Origin of the sequence: Pantoea conspicua (genome assembly GCF_002095315.1) — a bacterium.
In the GTDB taxonomy this organism is placed as follows: Bacteria; Pseudomonadota; Gammaproteobacteria; order Enterobacterales; family Enterobacteriaceae; genus Pantoea; species Pantoea conspicua.
Genome location: NZ_MLFN01000035.1, coordinates 26,331 through 42,269, shown reverse-complemented (window position 1 = coordinate 42,269; position 15,939 = coordinate 26,331). Strand labels below are relative to the sequence as shown.

General features: G+C 54.3%; 15 protein-coding genes, 1 tRNA gene and 1 rRNA gene. 3 read left to right on the top strand and 14 right to left on the bottom strand.

All coding sequences use genetic code 11. From position 1 onward, the window contains the following. Positions 1 to 12: 12 nt before the first annotated feature. Positions 13 to 88 (top strand) — tRNA-Thr (locus HA41_RS12935). A 33-nt stretch (positions 89 to 121) separates the two neighbouring features. Then, positions 122 to 237: ribosomal RNA gene (gene rrf / locus HA41_RS12930) — 5S ribosomal RNA — on the top strand. Positions 238 to 404: 167 nt separating this feature from the next. Here the strand turns inward: rrf and HA41_RS12925 are convergent. From HA41_RS12925 to msrP, 14 genes are all read right to left on the bottom strand, one after another. Then, entirely contained in the window at positions 405 to 1,166 is a 762-nt protein-coding gene (locus HA41_RS12925) for an amino acid ABC transporter ATP-binding protein (RefSeq protein ID WP_094121126.1), read from the bottom strand. Between the two features lie 8 nt (positions 1,167 to 1,174). Then, complete coding sequence (locus HA41_RS12920; protein ID WP_094121125.1) at positions 1,175 to 2,275, bottom strand: amino acid ABC transporter permease; 1,101 nt, start codon at positions 2,273 to 2,275, stop codon at positions 1,175 to 1,177. 15 nt (positions 2,276 to 2,290) lie between these two features. Beyond that, the gene (locus HA41_RS12915; protein WP_094121124.1) at positions 2,291 to 3,469 is read right to left on the bottom strand and encodes an amino acid ABC transporter permease; all 1,179 of its coding nucleotides are present in this window, start codon (positions 3,467 to 3,469) and stop codon (positions 2,291 to 2,293) included. A 68-nt stretch (positions 3,470 to 3,537) separates the two neighbouring features. Further along, entirely contained in the window at positions 3,538 to 4,563 is a 1,026-nt protein-coding gene (locus tag HA41_RS12910; RefSeq protein ID WP_094121123.1) for an amino acid ABC transporter substrate-binding protein, read from the bottom strand. 544 nt (positions 4,564 to 5,107) lie between these two features. Next, the gene (gene fis, locus HA41_RS12905; protein WP_003855228.1) at positions 5,108 to 5,404 is read right to left on the bottom strand and encodes a DNA-binding transcriptional regulator Fis; all 297 of its coding nucleotides are present in this window, start codon (positions 5,402 to 5,404) and stop codon (positions 5,108 to 5,110) included. 23 nt (positions 5,405 to 5,427) lie between these two features. Beyond that, positions 5,428 to 6,393 (bottom strand): tRNA dihydrouridine synthase DusB, encoded by a 966-nt coding sequence (gene dusB, locus HA41_RS12900; RefSeq protein WP_094121122.1) that lies wholly within the window; start codon positions 6,391 to 6,393, stop codon positions 5,428 to 5,430. Positions 6,394 to 6,762: 369 nt separating this feature from the next. Beyond that, entirely contained in the window at positions 6,763 to 7,644 is an 882-nt protein-coding gene (prmA, locus tag HA41_RS12895) for a 50S ribosomal protein L11 methyltransferase (RefSeq protein WP_094121121.1), read from the bottom strand. Between the two features lie 16 nt (positions 7,645 to 7,660). Beyond that, the gene (gene panF / locus HA41_RS12890; protein ID WP_094121120.1) at positions 7,661 to 9,106 is read right to left on the bottom strand and encodes a sodium/pantothenate symporter; all 1,446 of its coding nucleotides are present in this window, start codon (positions 9,104 to 9,106) and stop codon (positions 7,661 to 7,663) included. Further along, the gene (locus HA41_RS12885) at positions 9,096 to 9,338 is read right to left on the bottom strand and encodes a YhdT family protein (RefSeq protein WP_094121119.1); all 243 of its coding nucleotides are present in this window, start codon (positions 9,336 to 9,338) and stop codon (positions 9,096 to 9,098) included. The genes panF and HA41_RS12885 overlap by 11 nt, the downstream gene beginning before the upstream one ends. Before the next feature lie 72 nt (positions 9,339 to 9,410). Then, positions 9,411 to 10,760, bottom strand: a complete 1,350-nt coding sequence (gene accC, locus HA41_RS12880; protein WP_031375129.1) for an acetyl-CoA carboxylase biotin carboxylase subunit — start codon at positions 10,758 to 10,760, stop codon at positions 9,411 to 9,413. Positions 10,761 to 10,771: 11 nt separating this feature from the next. Beyond that, positions 10,772 to 11,233 (bottom strand): acetyl-CoA carboxylase biotin carboxyl carrier protein, encoded by a 462-nt coding sequence (gene accB / locus HA41_RS12875; RefSeq protein ID WP_094121118.1) that lies wholly within the window; start codon positions 11,231 to 11,233, stop codon positions 10,772 to 10,774. Positions 11,234 to 11,258: 25 nt separating this feature from the next. Further along, the gene (gene aroQ, locus HA41_RS12870) at positions 11,259 to 11,711 is read right to left on the bottom strand and encodes a type II 3-dehydroquinate dehydratase (RefSeq protein WP_094121129.1); all 453 of its coding nucleotides are present in this window, start codon (positions 11,709 to 11,711) and stop codon (positions 11,259 to 11,261) included. A gap of 232 nt (positions 11,712 to 11,943) precedes the next feature. Further along, positions 11,944 to 12,546, bottom strand: a complete 603-nt coding sequence (gene msrQ, locus HA41_RS12865; protein ID WP_094121128.1) for a protein-methionine-sulfoxide reductase heme-binding subunit MsrQ — start codon at positions 12,544 to 12,546, stop codon at positions 11,944 to 11,946. Positions 12,547 to 12,549: 3 nt separating this feature from the next. Then, a complete protein-coding gene (msrP, locus tag HA41_RS12860; RefSeq protein WP_094121117.1) occupies positions 12,550 to 13,554 on the bottom strand; it encodes a protein-methionine-sulfoxide reductase catalytic subunit MsrP in 1,005 nt (334 codons plus the stop codon). A 285-nt stretch (positions 13,555 to 13,839) separates the two neighbouring features. On the opposite strand from msrP, the gene csrD reads away from it, so the two are divergent. After that, on the top strand, positions 13,840 to 15,789 hold the full coding sequence (csrD, locus tag HA41_RS12855; RefSeq protein WP_094121116.1) for an RNase E specificity factor CsrD: 1,950 nt from the start codon (positions 13,840 to 13,842) through the stop codon (positions 15,787 to 15,789). The last annotated feature ends 150 nt before the right edge of the window (positions 15,790 to 15,939 follow it).

Sequence of the window (15,939 nt, the reverse complement as noted above, 5' to 3'; positions counted from 1 at the left end):
CAAATTTAGTGTGCTGATATGGCTCAGTTGGTAGAGCGCACCCTTGGTAAGGGTGAGGTCCCCAGTTCGACTCTGGGTATCAGCACCAGTTAAGACATGAGTTCGGTAAATAAAGAATTTGCCTGGCGGCTGTAGCGCGGTGGTCCCACCTGACCCCATGCCGAACTCAGAAGTGAAACGCCGTAGCGCCGATGGTAGTGTGGGGTCTCCCCATGCGAGAGTAGGGAACTGCCAGGCATCAAATAAGAGAGAGCCCTTCGCGTATGCGAAGGGCTTTTTTCGTTGTGGCCGCTGCCAGAATCTCTCTTTTTCCTCTGTTCACCATCGCGTCCAGCCAGCAGCCTGTTTTACAGACAATAAAAAAACCCGGCACCAGGCCGGGTGATAAGAGATTGCGCGCTAGATCAGTGAATAACCTGCGACAGGAAGGCGCGGGTGCGTTCTGATTTAGGATGAGCAAAGAACTCCTGCGGTGGCGCGACTTCAACGATCTCACCCCGATCCATAAAGATCACCCGGTCAGCCACCGTTCGGGCAAAGCCCATCTCATGGGTGACGCACAGCATCGTCATGCCATCCTCAGCCAGCCCAATCATCGTATCCAGTACTTCCTTCACCATCTCAGGATCGAGCGCTGACGTGGGTTCATCAAACAGCATAATTTTGGGTTTCATGCAGAGTGAGCGGGCGATGGCGACACGCTGCTGCTGTCCGCCGGAGAGCTGGCCGGGGAACTTGTGCGCATGTTCGGCAATACGTACGCGTTGCAGATAGTGCATTGCCAGCTCATCGGCCTCTTTCTTCGGGATCTTTCTGACCCAGGAAGGTGCCAGCGTACAATTCTGTAATACGGTCAGATGCGGAAACAGATTAAAGTGCTGGAAGACCATACCCACTTCGGTACGGACTCGCTCAATATTGCGCACATCCTCATTCAGATGAATACCATCGACGACAATGCGCCCCTGCTGATGCTCTTCAAGATGGTTTATGCAGCGAATGGTGGTCGACTTACCGGAGCCGGAGGGACCACAAAGCACGATGCGCTCGCGGGGTTTAACCTGCAGGTTGATGTCTTTCAGTACGTGAAACTGGCCGTACCATTTATTCACGTTCTCAAGCGAAATCATCAACGCGTCGGAAGAGTGTGTCATAGAGTGTGTCATGTAAAACCTCAGTGCGATTTACGCCCGGTGTGAAAGCGCTTTTCCAGGTACTGGCTGTAGCGCGACATGCTAAAACAGAAAATCCAATAGACCAGTGCGGCAAAGACATAACCTTCGGTCGACATGCCCAGCCACGTCGGATCGACGGTAGCCTGCTGGACGCTGCTGAACAGATCGAACAGGCCGATGATGATCACCAGGCTGGTATCTTTAAACAACGCGATAATGGTATTCACCAGGCCCGGGATGGTCATCTTGAGGGCCTGCGGCAGGATCACCAGCATCTGCGTCTTCCAGTAGCCCAGCGCCAGCGATTCGGCTGCCTCATACTGACCTTTCGGCAGCGCCTGCAAACCGCCACGCACCACCTCAGCCACATAGGCGGACTGGAATAAAATGACCCCAACCAGCGCACGTACCAGCTTGTCGATGCTGGTGCCTTCTGCCATAAACAGCGGTAGCATCACGGATGACATAAATAACACGGTGATCAGCGGAACGCCGCGCCAGAACTCGATGAAGATAATCGACAGCGTACGCACGACCGGCATCTTTGAGCGACGTCCCAGCGCCAGTAAAATCCCCAGCGGCAAGGCGCCAGCAATCCCGACCGAGGCGATAATCAGCGTCAGAGTTAATCCGCCCCACTGGCGAGTTTCGACCCGCTCCAGTCCCAGATAACCGCCATAAAGCAGAAACCAGACGATGACCGGATAAGCGATCGCCCAGAGTGCAATGTAGCGACCACGATATGGCAGACTTTTGATAAACATTGGGATAATCGACAGCAGCCCAATCACCAGCGCCAGGTTAATCCGCCAGCGCAGTTCATGCGGATAGAGCCCATACATGAACTGGCCAAAGCGGGCATGGATAAAGACCCAACAGGCGCCCTCTTTGGTGCAGTCAGCACGGGTGGTACCGAACCAGTTAGCCTGAAAGATCAGCCAGTTCAGCGCAGGCGGAATCACGTGCCAGATCACCCAGATGCAAAACAGCGTGAGCAGGGAGTTAAACCAGCTGGAGAATAAATTCTTACGCGCCCAACGCCAGGCGCGACTCGCCAGATTCGTCGGGACGGGGGGCGTTTCATGTGTGGTCACAGACATAGTCATCCCGTTCTCTTAACGCTCAACCAGCGCAATTTTGCGGTTGTAGAGGTTCATTAGCAGTGAAATCAGCAGGCTGATGATCAGATACACGCCCATGGTGATAGCAATGGTCTCAATCGCCTGGCCGGTCTGATTCAGTACCGAACCGGCAAACAGCGACACCATATCGGGATAACCGATGGCGGCAGCCAGCGAGGAGTTTTTCACGATGTTCAGATACTGGCTGGTCAGCGGAGGAATAATCACGCGCATTGCCTGTGGGATAATCACCTGCCGCAGCGTCACCGGATTAGGCAGACCCAGCGATCGTGCCGCCTCATGCTGCCCGTACGGTACCGACTGAATCCCCGAACGTATCACTTCAGCAATAAACGATGAGGTATAGATCGACAACGCCAGGGTCAGCGCCGCCAGCTCAGGGATCATCACCGAGCCGCCGCGGAAGTTAAAACCGCGTAGCTGTGGCACGTCCCAGTGGGTCGCCGCGCCAAAACCCAGATGCGCAATCAGTGGGAACAGAATCAGCATCGCGATGGCCGCCGGCCATGAGCGACGTAACTGACCCGTTTTCAGCTGATGTTTACGATTAAAACGGTACAGGCCATAACTGGCAGCAATAGCCAGCAGCAGCGCAATCACAAACGGCCAGCTGCCTGGCGCATAGGTTGGCCACGGGACATATAATCCCCGGTTGCTGACATAGGCCAGGTCGAAAGCATTCAATGCCTGACGCGGGCCCGGCAGATTGCGTAACACCGCAAAGTACCAGAAGAAGATCTGCAGCAGCGGCGGAATATTACGGAAGGTTTCGATATAGATATTGGAGAGTTTCCGCAACAGCCAGTTGTCAGAAAGTCGCGCGAGGCCAATAGCGAAGCCGAGAATGGAGGCAAAAACGATACAGAGCGCGGAGACCAGCAGGGTATTGGTCAACCCGACCATAAACACGCGCGCGTAAGTATCTCCTTCGGTGTACTCAATCAGGTGCTGAACGATACCAAAACCGGCAGTACGCTCAAGGAATCCAAATCCGGAGGTAATACCGCGATTGGACAGGTTGATAATGGTGTTATGCACCAGATAACCCACCACACCAAGCACCGCGACTATCGCTATGAGCTGATAAAGCCAGGCGCGAACCGTGGGATTACCGAATGAAAAATCCCTTTTCACGGTTGGGCGTTGTGACATGTTGAAACCTCAGTAACGAAAGCTGGGGTAGGGCACCGCAGAATACGGTGCCCGATTGGCGAGGAGTATTAACGTACTGGCGGTGCGTACTGAATGCCGCCCTGGTTCCACAACGCATTCTGACCACGAGCGATCTTCAGTGCGCTATCTTTACCCACGTTACGATCGAAACTTTCCTGATAGTTGCCCACTTGCTTAATGATGTTGTAGGCCCATTTGTTGTCCAGTTTCAGATCCTTGCCAAAATCACCCTCAGCACCCAGCAGGTGGGCCATATCTGGCGTGGTCGGTTTGGCGGTCATCTCATCAACGTTTTTCGAGGAAATGCCCATCTCTTCAGCATTCAGCATGGCGTAGAGTGACCATTTAACGATGGTGAACCAGTCATCATCACCGCGGCGAACGACCGGCCCCAGTGGTTCTTTAGAAATCACTTCCGGCAGCACAATAAATTCGTCAGGTTTACCCAGCTTGATGCGTAACGCATAGAGCTGAGACTGGTCAGATGCCAGCGTATCGCAGCGACCGCTATCCAGCGCTTTGGCAGATTCGTCGGAACGATCAAAGGTCACCGGCGTATATTGCATCTTATTGGCTTTAAAGAAGTCCGCCACGTTCAGCTCGGTATCGGTACCTGCCTGAATACAGACGGTAGCGCCGTCCAGCTCTTTGGCACTTTTCAGCCCGGCTTTCTGGTGAGTCAGGAAGCCAATGCCGTCGTAATAATTGACGCCGGCAAACAGGAAGCCCATGCCGCCATCACGTGATGAGGTCCAGGTGGTATTACGCGACAGGATATCGACTTCACCTGACTGCAGCGCGGTAAAACGCTCTTTGGCGGTCAGCGGGGTATATTTCACTTTGGTTGCATCGCCAAACACCGCGGCGGCAGCAGCGCGGCAGACATCGACATCTAGACCGGTAAATTTGCCGCTGGCATCGGCATAGGAGAAGCCGGGTAAGCCATCACTGATACCGCATTGAATAAAGCCTTTCTTCTTTATCGCATCCAGCGTCGTGCCTGCGTGTGCCTGCTGAGCAACGGCCAACAGCGAGGCCGCAGCAACCAGCGTGGAGAGCATCATCTTTTTCATAAAGCATCCTGTGTGGAGGAATCATGTTGTTATGTTTGCGCACTTTGGTGTGCGTTTTTCCTGTCTGTGGCGGTCAGCCATCCACGACTCTGCAAAGCTGATGCCAGGTTTGCAGAACCCTGAATTCTCATGAAAGAACGGTTAATAATCGGAAGTGATTTGAAAGTTCCGCTAATATCGCGCACCAAAAGGAAGCAATGCGAGTCGACCCGATCACATTTAGTGCAATTAGTTTCACTATATGGAAGCAATGTGAGCCATCGCTCAGGCGGAAATGTATGGAGGAGAGGCTTTGCTTTTAAAGGTGTACAGGATCACAGAAGTCAATGCTGGCCGGGAATAGCTTGCAGGCAGACGCGTCAGACAGAGTGTATCAGCAGAGAAGAGCGGGAAAGCGAGGCAGTGGAATATCACCTCAGCGATTGCAACTATAGTTACCATATTGAGGTTAACTGTTTCACCTGATTTGCCGGGGCTTTGTGGAACAGCGCACAAATAAAAACGCCAGCCCGAAGGCTGGCGTAATTAACAGACAGAACCAGAATCAGTTCATGCCGTATTTTTTCAATTTCTTACGCAGCGTACCGCGGTTGATACCCATCATCAGGGCAGCACGGGTCTGGTTGCCACGGGTATACTGCATCACCATGTCCAACAGAGGCTGCTCGACTTCAGCCAAAACCAGCTCATACAGGTCACTCACATCCTGACCGTTCAGTTGAGCAAAATAGTTCTTCAGTGCCTGTTTAACCGAATCACGCAAAGGTTTTTGAGTTACCTGATCCTGTGAGTTAACGGTAGAAACGGTCAGTACGTCAGAATTTACGCGTTGTTCGAACATAGTTCTTTCAGCTCTTTATTTCGTTACGCAAGATTTTCGAAGTATGCCTCCAACGCCTCCAGCTGTTCGCTGGCATCCTCAATGGCGTTGAATGTGCGCCGAAACTGGTCATTCGGGGCGTGCTCCTGGAGATACCAGGAGACGTGCTTTCGCGCTATACGGTATCCCTTGCCTGAACCGTAAAAGTCGTGCAGCTCACGTATATGCGAAACAAGCAAGCGCTTGACCTCTGCCATTGGCAGCGGGGCAAGCAGCTCCCCAGTGTCCAGATAATGCTGGATTTCCCGGAAGATCCACGGTCTTCCCTGAGCAGCACGTCCTATCATCAGAGCATCGGCCCCTGTATAGTCGAGCACCGCTCTGGCTTTATGCGGGTCAGTTATGTCTCCGTTCGCGATAATCGTAATAGAGACACTCTGCTTAACTGTCCGAATGCTGTCATATTCAGCTTCCCCGTTGAACAGGCAGGCACGAGTGCGGCCATGTATCGTCAGAGCCTGAATACCACAACGTTCAGCCAATTGGGCAATCGCGACACAGTTCCTGTTTTCAGGATCCCAGCCAGTACGAATTTTTAGTGTTACCGGCACATCCACTGCATTGACCACTGCGGAGAGAATTGACTCCACCACGGCGGGATATTGCAGCAAGGCTGAACCCGCCATTTTGCGGTTAACCTTTTTGGCAGGGCAGCCCATATTAATGTCGATAACCTGTGCACCGGCCTCAACATTAATCCTTGCAGCTTGCGCCATTTCGCTGGGATCGCAACCGGCGATTTGCACGGCGCGAATGCCTGGCTCATCACTGTGCACCATGCGTAAACGAGATTTGTCACTGGCCCAGACTTCCGGGTTCGAAGACAACATCTCAGAAACTGCCATGCCTGCACCCATTTCATGACACAGCGTCCTGAATGGCCTGTCGGTAATCCCGGCCATAGGGGCTGCAATCAGTCGATTTCTCAGCTGGAGGTTTCCAATACGCATGAAGTCAGAATGGCCATACTGTGTCTGCAAGGCGGCGTATATTACGCATTTTTTCCTGAAGATGAAAGGCCAAACTTTGAACAATCAGCAAGAAAGATCAATGAAATCCGGATGATCACGTCGCTAATCTCAAAATAACCATAACTATCAACTTGTTAGATATTAATGCTGAAATTGTGAACAAACGTTTTTCCGAAAAAGCAGCCTGTTTAGCCAGATAATAAACGTCACATGCCGTGATTAACGATACAAGCAACCATTATGTATGCTGAAAGCCCGCACCTTACGCTACGGGCTGGCCGGACAGGCTATGCAGCCCGTTCAGTGCAATGCCGAAAGGCTGCCAGGCAGCAAAACAACGCGATGGATTCAGCCCTTCACGCCGGTAATCCGGCACCACTCTTCTTTGACCGCAACCGGGTCGAGCGTGAACTGCTCAGCATAGGCTTCGCAGACGCCTTCCGCCTGGCTCTCTAATACACCAGAGAGTCCAAGGTGACCGCCTGGCTTCGGCAGTACGCTAATCAGCGGGGCCAGTTCACGTAACGGACCCGCCAGGATATTGGCGACCACCACATCCGCTTGCAGGTTTTCCGGCTGCTGGTGGGGCAGATAGAGCGACAGACGATCGGAGACGCCATTGCGTTCAGCGTTATCGCGGCTGGCCTGGATCGCCTGCGGATCGATATCGATACCGATTGCCTGCGCTGCACCGAGCTTCAGTGCAGCGATCGCCAGGATCCCCGAGCCACAGCCAAAGTCGATCACCGTTTTACCGGTCAGATCCAGCCCATCCAGCCAGGTCAGACAGAGCGAGGTAGTCGGATGCGTGCCGGTGCCAAAAGCCAGGCCCGGATCCAGCATCACATTCACCGCCGTCGGATCCGGCACATCGCGCCAGCTTGGGCAGATCCACAGCCGTTCGCCAAAACGCATCGGGTGGAAGTTCTCCATCCACTCGCGTTCCCAGTCTTTATCTTCGATCTGCTCGATCTTGTGCCGGAAATCAACACCTAACAGCGGATGTTGTGCCAGTTCAGCGACAATGGCGTCCATGTCACTTTCTGCATCGAACAGGCCGATCACATCCGTATCGCCCCACAGGCGGGTTTCGCCCGGCAGTGGCTCATAGACCGGATTATCGTGGGTATCCTGGAAGGTGACGGAGACCGCACCGGTCTCCATCAGCGCATCGCTCAGCGTTTCAGCATGTTCACCCGAGCTGTTTATCTTGATTTGAATCCACGGCATAACGTCTCTCTTACATTCAATGTTGCGGCGCGTCGGCAGTTTGCGGCGCGCGTCCAAACAGGTTACCCACTAAAAACGCCAGCAGGCTTAAAAGCAGGGAAGGCACAATCGGATGGAAGCCCATGATTTGCAGGTCAAGGCTCGCCAGAAACGCATAGCAACCGCCACCGGTAACCATACCGGTGATAGCTCCCGCTGCATTGGCGCGTTCCCAGTAGAGGCCCAGCACCAGCGGCCAGAGGAATACGGCTTCCAGACCGCCAAATGCCAGCAGGTTGAGCCAGATGATCATATCAGGCGGATTCCAGGCGGCAATCAGCAGCAGAATGCCCAGCACAAAGGTAATCGCGCCGGATAACAGCCGCAGCCGCGGCTCATTTTCCATCTGCTGCGGGGCCACGCGCAGATAGAGATCTTTAATCAGCGTAGCGGATGCCTGCAACAGCTGGGCATTGATGGTCGACATAATCGCTGCCATCGGAGCCGCCAGAAACAGTCCGGCGGCCAGCGGCGGCAGTACGGTAATCATTAAGGTGGGGATCACCCGATCCGGGACCGTCAGGTCGGGCAGGATGGCCCGACCCAGCGCGCCCGCCAGATGCATACCCAGCATCAGAATCACCACCACAATGGTGCCAAGAATGATCGCCCGATGCACCGCCTTGCTGTCTTTATAGGAGATGCAGCGTACGGCGGTGTGCGGCAGGCCAATCACGCCAAAGCAGACCAGCACGATAAACGAGCTCAAAAAGGTCGGGGTAATGATCTCGCCCGGCCCCTGCGGCGACAATAATTGTGGATCGATAGCGTGCAGCTTCTGCACGGCGGTGCCCAGCCCGCCCGCCTGATGGATCACGGCGAACAGCAGCAGGAAGGTGCCGATCAGCATCACCACACCCTGCATTGCGTCATTAAGCACGCTGGCGCGGAAGCCGCCAAAGGCGGTATAGAGCGCGATGGTGCCGCCAAAAATCAGTAAGCCAGTGTCATATGGGATCCCCGCCGCGGTTTCCAGTAATCGGGCACCGCCGATAAACTGCACCGTCATGGCACCAATGAACGCCACCAGCAGGCTCAGGCTGGCCAGCCAGATCAGCAGCGGACTCTGATAGCGCGCGTAGAGCATGTCATTCAGCGTCACCGCATTATGCTTACGCGCCAGGATAGCAAATTTCTTGCCCAGCACGCCGAGCGACAGCCAGACGGCTGGAACCTGAACCATCGCCAGCAATACCCATCCCAGACCATATTTATAGGCGGCACCGGGTCCGCCAATGAACGAGCTGGCGCTGATATAGGTGGTTGTGAGGGTCATGGCCAGCACGAACCCGCCCATTGAGCGGCTGCCAAGAAAATATTCGGTCAGGAAGTTGCCCTGACGCTGTTTACGGACCGCGAAGACTGACAGCGCGGCGATCAGTACCAGATAAATTAAGAGGGGCAGGATAATGTCAAAATTCATTTTTATCCTCCAGCGACATGTCGCGGAAAATCACGCGGACCATTATCCAGCATAAAAAAATGAACAGCAGGGGCGCAAAGACACAGGAGAGTTCGAACCAGCGCGGTAAGCCGGTGACTCCCGTTTCGCTCCCGCCCAGCCAGGCGGAAAGCCCCCAAACGGCCAGCCAGAGCAGGGTCAGATAGAGTGACCAGCGGGCCTCTTTATGCGCCTGTATAAAACGAGCATCCATGATTCAACCTTAACGCCAGCGGCAAAAGAAAAAGGCCGGATTAACCGGCCTCTGACTAACTCAGCGTTGCGACTACTTCTCGTGCAAGCCGAGTTTTTTCTCCAGATAGTGGATATTGGTTCCACCGTGCTGGAAGTTTTCGTCGGACATGATCTTCATCTGCAGTTCAATGTTGGTCTTGATACCGTCGATGATCAGTTCCGCCAGCGCATTCTTCATGCGGGCAATCGCCACCTCACGGGTTTCGCCGTAGGTGATCAGCTTGCCGATCATGGAATCGTAGTAAGGCGGCACGCTGTAACCCGAGTAAATATGCGACTCCCAGCGCACGCCAAAACCGCCTGGCGCATGGAAGCGGGTGATTTTACCCGGGCTCGGCAGGAAGGAGACCGGATCTTCGGCGTTGATACGGCATTCAACCGCATGTCCGCGAATAATCACATCTTCCTGTTTGATCGACAGTGGCTGACCAGCAGCGATACGCAGCTGCTCCTTGATCAGGTCGACACCGGTGATCATCTCGGTTACCGGATGCTCAACCTGAATACGGGTGTTCATCTCAATGAAGTAGAACTCACCGTTTTCATACAGGAACTCGAAGGTGCCTGCGCCGCGGTAGCCAATCTCAATACAGGCTTTAGCACAGCGATCGCCAATGAAGCTGCGCAGTTCCGGCGTGATGCCTGGCGCGGGTGCTTCTTCAACGACTTTCTGGTGACGACGCTGCATTGAGCAGTCACGTTCGCCCAGATAGATGGCGTTGCCCTGACCGTCGGCCAGTACCTGAATCTCAATGTGGCGTGGATTCTCCAGATACTTCTCCATGTAAACCATGTCGTTGTTGAAAGCCGCTTTGGCTTCCGCTTTCGTCATGTTGATGGATTGTTCCAGATCTTTGTCGCTACGCACTACGCGCATACCACGACCGCCACCGCCACCGGACGCTTTGATGATCACCGGGTAACCGATGCGCTTCGCGAAGGCACGGTTCTTTTCCATATCATCGGTCAGCGATCCGTCGGAGCCAGGTACGGTTGGCACACCGGCTTTCTTCATCGCGTTAATCGCCGACACTTTGTCGCCCATCAGGCGAATGGTGTCTGCTTTCGGGCCGATAAAGATAAAGCCTGAGCGCTCAACCTGCTCGGCAAAATCCGCATTCTCAGAGAGGAAGCCGTAGCCTGGGTGAATCGCCACCGCGCCGGTGATCTCTGCTGCGGAGATCAGCGCCGGGATGTTGAGGTAACTTTTGACTGACTGCGCCGGGCCGATGCAGACGGTTTCGTCCGCCAGCAGCACGTGCTTCAGATCACGGTCCGCGCTTGAGTGTACCGCCACAGTCTTGATGCCCAGCTCTTTACAGGCACGTAAAATGCGCAGCGCGATCTCACCGCGGTTAGCAATAACAATTTTATCCAGCATGGTCCGCCCCGTTATTCGATGACAACCAGTGGCTCGTCAAATTCGACCGGCTGACCGCTCTCGACCAGAATGGCTTTCACCACACCAGACTTGTCGGCTTCGATCTGGTTCATCATCTTCATGGCTTCAACGATGCACAGGGTATCGCCGGCATTCACTTTCTGACCCACTTCGATGAAGGCTTTTGCGTCCGGGCTTGGCGTACGATAGAACGTCCCGACCATCGGTGAACGCACGATGTGGCCGCTGATTTCAGCCGGTGCGGCTTCAGCAATGGCAGCAACGGGCGCAATGGCTGTCGCCAGAGCGGGTTGCTGTACCGGCGCAGCATAAGCCTGCTGCATCATCGGATAACCAACATTTGCAGGTGCACGGCTGATACGAACGGACTCTTCGCCCTCGGAGATTTCCAGCTCGGAGATGCCAGATTCTTCAACCAGTTCGATCAGTTTTTTAATTTTACGAATATCCATGAGTGGGGTTCCGTACTCAGTTTGATTAATTAGTATGAGACAGGCGTTTTACTGCCGTTTGTAAAGCCCATGTGTAGCCGTCAGCGCCAAGCCCACAGATGACGCCAGCAGATACATCAGAGAGATAGGAGTGATGGCGGAAGGGCTCGCGTGCATGCACATTTGAGAGATGGACCTCAATAAACGGAATCGATACCGCTAACAGGGCATCACGCAGCGCGACGCTGGTATGGGTAAACGCGGCAGGATTGATAATGATGTAATCCACATTGCCTTTGGCCTCATGAATGCGATCAATCAGCTGAAACTCAGCGTTAGATTGCAAGTGGCTCAATTCCACATTCAGCTGGTCTGCCTGATGTGCAAGATCGTCCACAATCTGCTGCAGTGTGGTGTGACCATACTTCTCTGGTTCGCGCGTGCCCAACAGGTTCAGGTTGGGTCCGTTTAAAAGCAGAATATGTAATTTATGCGCCATCTTGCTGCCATCTCCCGCAATCATTAAGGCATCGCGTAAAATACCTTGCCAATCTCCTTTTGTCACCTTTCACAATGAAAAAGAAGACCTGCCTTGCAATAAAGCCGGGCATTATATCCGTTTCGTGTCATTTCGCAGCAAAATACTAGTCTTATCTGCGAAGATGATCAGATGTGGCCCGAAGGCCACATCTTTTAGCAGATTGTCAGGGAGGAAAACAACCACAGAAGGTCTAGCGGGGCCACCATTTGAGAAACTTTTTGTAACGCCATGCTAACAACAGCGCAGCGAGCAGTGCATAGATAAGAGGCTGCGGCGACAGGATTTTGACTGACCAGATGTAGTGGATCGGGGCCAGAATCGCGACCAGATAGATGGTGTTATGCAACGTCTGCCAGCGTTTGCCGAGCTTACGCTGCGCCCGCTGGAAAGAGGTTACTGTCAGGGCCAGCAATATCAACCAACTGATGATACCGAGTGTCAAATAGGGACGAGAAATTAACTCGCTGCCCAGCAGACGCAGATTATCGGCACCTAATTCCAGCAGGTAGTAGCTCAGCAGATGGAGGCAGGCCCAGACAAAGGTCCAGATACCCAGCAGGCGGCGCGTGCGGACCAACAGTGGCTGCTTGCCATAGCGCGCCAGCGGTGATACCAGCAGCGTGCCCAGCAGCAGTTTCAGCGCCATCCGCCCGGTAAAGTGTTGAATGTCTTTGGCCGGATCAGCACTTAATCCGCCCTGCATGGCGGCGAGGATCAGATAAACCAGCGGCAGCAGGGCCGCCAGATGCAGAATCACCTTGAGCCAGGTGATCTGTTTTAGCGACAGGCGCACCACTCAGTAATTCTCCCGCAGGTCGAGGCCGCGATAGAGTGAAGCCACCTGATCGGCATAGCCATTGAACAGCAGGGTAGGCTGACGCTCCACTTTCAGGCTGCCGCCGGGGCCAATAAAGCGCTCGGTTGCTTGCGACCAGCGCGGATGATTAACGTGCGGATTGACGTTGGCATAGAAACCATATTCATCCGCCGCGATCTGATTCCAGGTGGTGGGTGGCTGATTGGCGGTCAGGGTAATTTTGACGATCGATTTGATGCCCTTAAAGCCATATTTCCACGGTACCGTCAGGCGAATCGGCGCGCCATTTTGTGGCGGAAGCGCCTTGCCGTAGACGCCGGTGCTCAGTAGCGTCAGCGGGTGCATCGCTTCATCCAGCCGTAATCCCTCGACATAAGGATAATTAAGCCCGCCACCGATAAAGCGATCTTTCTGGCCTGGCATCTGCTCGGGATCGTACAGCGTCTGGAAAGCAACGAAACGCGCTTTGCTGGTGGGCTCGGCCAGAGAGAGAAGCTTGTTCAGCTCAAAACCGACCCACGGCACCACCATCGACCAGGCCTCTACGCAACGCATGCGGTAGATACGCTGCTCCATAGCAAAACGTTTGAAAATATCATCCATGTCCAGCGTGATCGGCTTTGCCACCTCACCATCGATAGTGAGTTTCCAGGGATCGGTTTTCAGCGTGCCGGCATTGGCGGCGGGATCGGCTTTATCCAGACCAAACTCATAAAAGTTGTTGTAGCCAGAGACCTTCTCCGCTGGCGTCAGCGTCAGGTCGGTCTGGTACTGCGGCGGTTTGCTAAAGTCCAGCGCCCGGCCGGCGGGGGCAGGTGGGCGATCGTTGCCCTTGAACCAGCTGAGAATGTCCGCATTGGCTACGCCCGGCAGACCGATGGCCGCCGCGCTCAGTCCCAGCGACTTCAGCACCTGGCGGCGCTTCATATTAAAAATCGTTTCCGGCGTTACGTCGGCTTCCGTCAGATCAGTGTTGCGCTTCATGGTGCACTCTCCAGCCGTGGTCTTATTGACCAGCATGATGACTATTTCCGATCGCAGCCAGTTTCACCGGTAAAATGTGAAATTTCCTGGCTGACAGGTGCGATGAGAATGCACCGAAAAGCGCTGGGATCAACGTCGGCGCCGCTTTCCCGGGGATATACTTCCGCATCAGTCGTCACGGCGCTGCCGCTAAACGCAAATTATGCTATTTTGCTCGCGTTTTCGTCAGGCTGACGGTACAAGGTTGGGTGATCCGGTTATCACCGCAGTAACACAGGCACAGGGATGCGATTAACCACAAAACTATCTGCGTTTATTACCTTTCTTAGCATACTGGCAATGTTATTAATGCTGGTGGGCTGTGCTTTTAGCGTTTTCTGGTTCAGTCATCAGCGGGTCGAACAGCGCGCGCAGGTGCTGGCAACCGAAGTGGATCAGGCGCTGCTTATCCAGTCGCCCGACCAGCTCCACAGCTGGATTACCCGATTAATGCCGATCATCAACGCCGAGCAGATTCAACTCTACAGCGGCGACCACATCTTTTTCTCTCTCTCCCGTCACGAAAACCTGATGCTCGACCATCAGCCCAATCGCTTCGTCCAGTTTGATGTGCCGTTAATCCATCAGCCTGGAGTGCATGTGCGGGTGGTCACCCTCGATCCTGCCCGCACCTGGCTGCGTTCCATTATCGGGACCTATGCGATGGGCACGGTATCAACGGTGGTGCTGGTGATGAGCCTGCTGCTGTTTATTCTGCACCGCTGGTTACGTCGCCAGTGGCGCGGCATGGAGCACCTGGAAATACGCGCAGAGGCGATTATTGACGGTGAGCGTGGGGTAGTACCGAAACGTAATCTGGATGAGTGGCCGCCCAGGGCCAGCCGTGCGCTGGATGTACTGCTCTCCGATCTGCAGGAAGCGGGTGAACAACGTTTGCGTATCGATACGCTGATCCGCACCTTTGCTGCTCAGGATGGCCGTACCGGTCTGAATAATCGCCTGTTCTTTGACAGTCAGCTCGCCACGCTGCTGGAGGATCAGGAGGATGTCGGTACCCATGGCGTGGTCATGATGATACGCCTGCCGGATCTGGACACGTTGAGCGAAACGCTGGAGCCAGGGTTGATCGATGAGTATCTGTTTAACATCGTCAATATGCTCTCCACTTTTGTGCTGCGTTATCCCGGTGCTCTGCTGGCGCGCTATTTCCGCAGTGATTTTGCGGTGCTACTGCCGCACCGCAGCCTGAAAGAGGCCAACAGCATTGCCGATCAGCTGATTAACGCTGTCGATTCTCTGCCGCCAATGCGGATGGTGAACCGTGATGACCTGATTCATATCGGTATCAGCGCCTGGCACAGCGGGCAGACCGTGCCGCAGGTAATGGAAAACGCCGAAATGGCAACCCGACGGGCGGCGCTGTTAGGCGGTAATAACTGGGCCAACGGTGCCGGTAATCTGCAGGATACCGGGCGCGGTAGCGTGCGCTGGCGAACACTGCTGGAAAATACCCTGAGCCGCGGCGGCCCGCGTCTGTACCAGAAACCGGCAGTGAATACCCAGGGTAAGGTGCAGCATCGCGTCATGCTGACCCGTATTTTTGACGGCGATAAAGAGGTGCTGGCGGCCGAGTACATGCCACTGGTGCAACAGCTCGGCATGGCTGATAGCTGGGACCGCCAGCTGGTGACGCGCATCGCTGCTTTATCTGAACTCTGGCCGGAAGAGACGCTGGTATTGCCGGTCACTATCGACTCGCTGCTGCACCGTTCTTTTGTGCTCTGGCTGCAGAATATGTTGCTGCAATGCCCGAAAGGGCAAAGAAAGCGATTTTTATTTGAACTTGCCGAGGCAGATGTCTGTCAACACATCAATCGTTTAACGCCAGTATTTCGCGCACTTAAAGCATTTGGTTGTCGTATCGCGGTCAATCAGGCGGGTTTAACGGTGGTCAGTAGCGCCTATATTCGACAACTTCCGGTGGAACTGATCAAACTTGATGCCGGTCTGGTACGCAACATTGAGCGTCGTACCGAAAATCAGCTCTTTGTGCAGAGTCTGCTGGAAGTGTGTAAATCAACCCATACTCAGGTGTTTGCTGTCGGGGTGCGGACGAAAGCCGAGTGGCAGACGCTGGTGGCATTAGGCGTTGCGGGTGGTCAGGGCGACTTCTTTGCCCCTTCGCTTCCGGTAAACAGTAACGTGAAGAAGTATTCCCAACGTTACCGTATTTAGCGGATTGCGGACTTTTTGGCGGTGACGCAGCCCTTTTTTAGCGTTGAGTCAGTATGACGTCGCAAATGCGCCTGCCGGAAATGTTAGATTTTATGTCGGAAACAAGGATGTGAAATGCCATGAAAACCGGCGCCGATGGCGTGTTGTCGC

Coding starts and splice junctions, on each gene's coding strand:
- HA41_RS12885 (WP_094121119.1), bottom strand. CDS start 9,338: ATGGATGCTCGTTTTATACAGGCGCATAAAGAGGCCCGCTGGTCACTC.
- HA41_RS12915 (WP_094121124.1), bottom strand. CDS start 3,469: ATGTCACAACGCCCAACCGTGAAAAGGGATTTTTCATTCGGTAATCCC.
- accC (WP_031375129.1), bottom strand. CDS start 10,760: ATGCTGGATAAAATTGTTATTGCTAACCGCGGTGAGATCGCGCTGCGC.
- aroQ (WP_094121129.1), bottom strand. CDS start 11,711: ATGGCGCATAAATTACATATTCTGCTTTTAAACGGACCCAACCTGAAC.
- msrP (WP_094121117.1), bottom strand. CDS start 13,554: ATGAAGCGCAACACTGATCTGACGGAAGCCGACGTAACGCCGGAAACG.
- dusB (WP_094121122.1), bottom strand. CDS start 6,393: ATGCGTATTGGAAACCTCCAGCTGAGAAATCGACTGATTGCAGCCCCT.
- fis (WP_003855228.1), bottom strand. CDS start 5,404: ATGTTCGAACAACGCGTAAATTCTGACGTACTGACCGTTTCTACCGTT.
- HA41_RS12925 (WP_094121126.1), bottom strand. CDS start 1,166: ATGACACACTCTATGACACACTCTTCCGACGCGTTGATGATTTCGCTT.
- accB (WP_094121118.1), bottom strand. CDS start 11,233: ATGGATATTCGTAAAATTAAAAAACTGATCGAACTGGTTGAAGAATCT.
- prmA (WP_094121121.1), bottom strand. CDS start 7,644: ATGCCGTGGATTCAAATCAAGATAAACAGCTCGGGTGAACATGCTGAA.
- HA41_RS12910 (WP_094121123.1), bottom strand. CDS start 4,563: ATGAAAAAGATGATGCTCTCCACGCTGGTTGCTGCGGCCTCGCTGTTG.
- csrD (WP_094121116.1), top strand. CDS start 13,840: ATGCGATTAACCACAAAACTATCTGCGTTTATTACCTTTCTTAGCATA.
- HA41_RS12920 (WP_094121125.1), bottom strand. CDS start 2,275: ATGTCTGTGACCACACATGAAACGCCCCCCGTCCCGACGAATCTGGCG.
- panF (WP_094121120.1), bottom strand. CDS start 9,106: ATGAATTTTGACATTATCCTGCCCCTCTTAATTTATCTGGTACTGATC.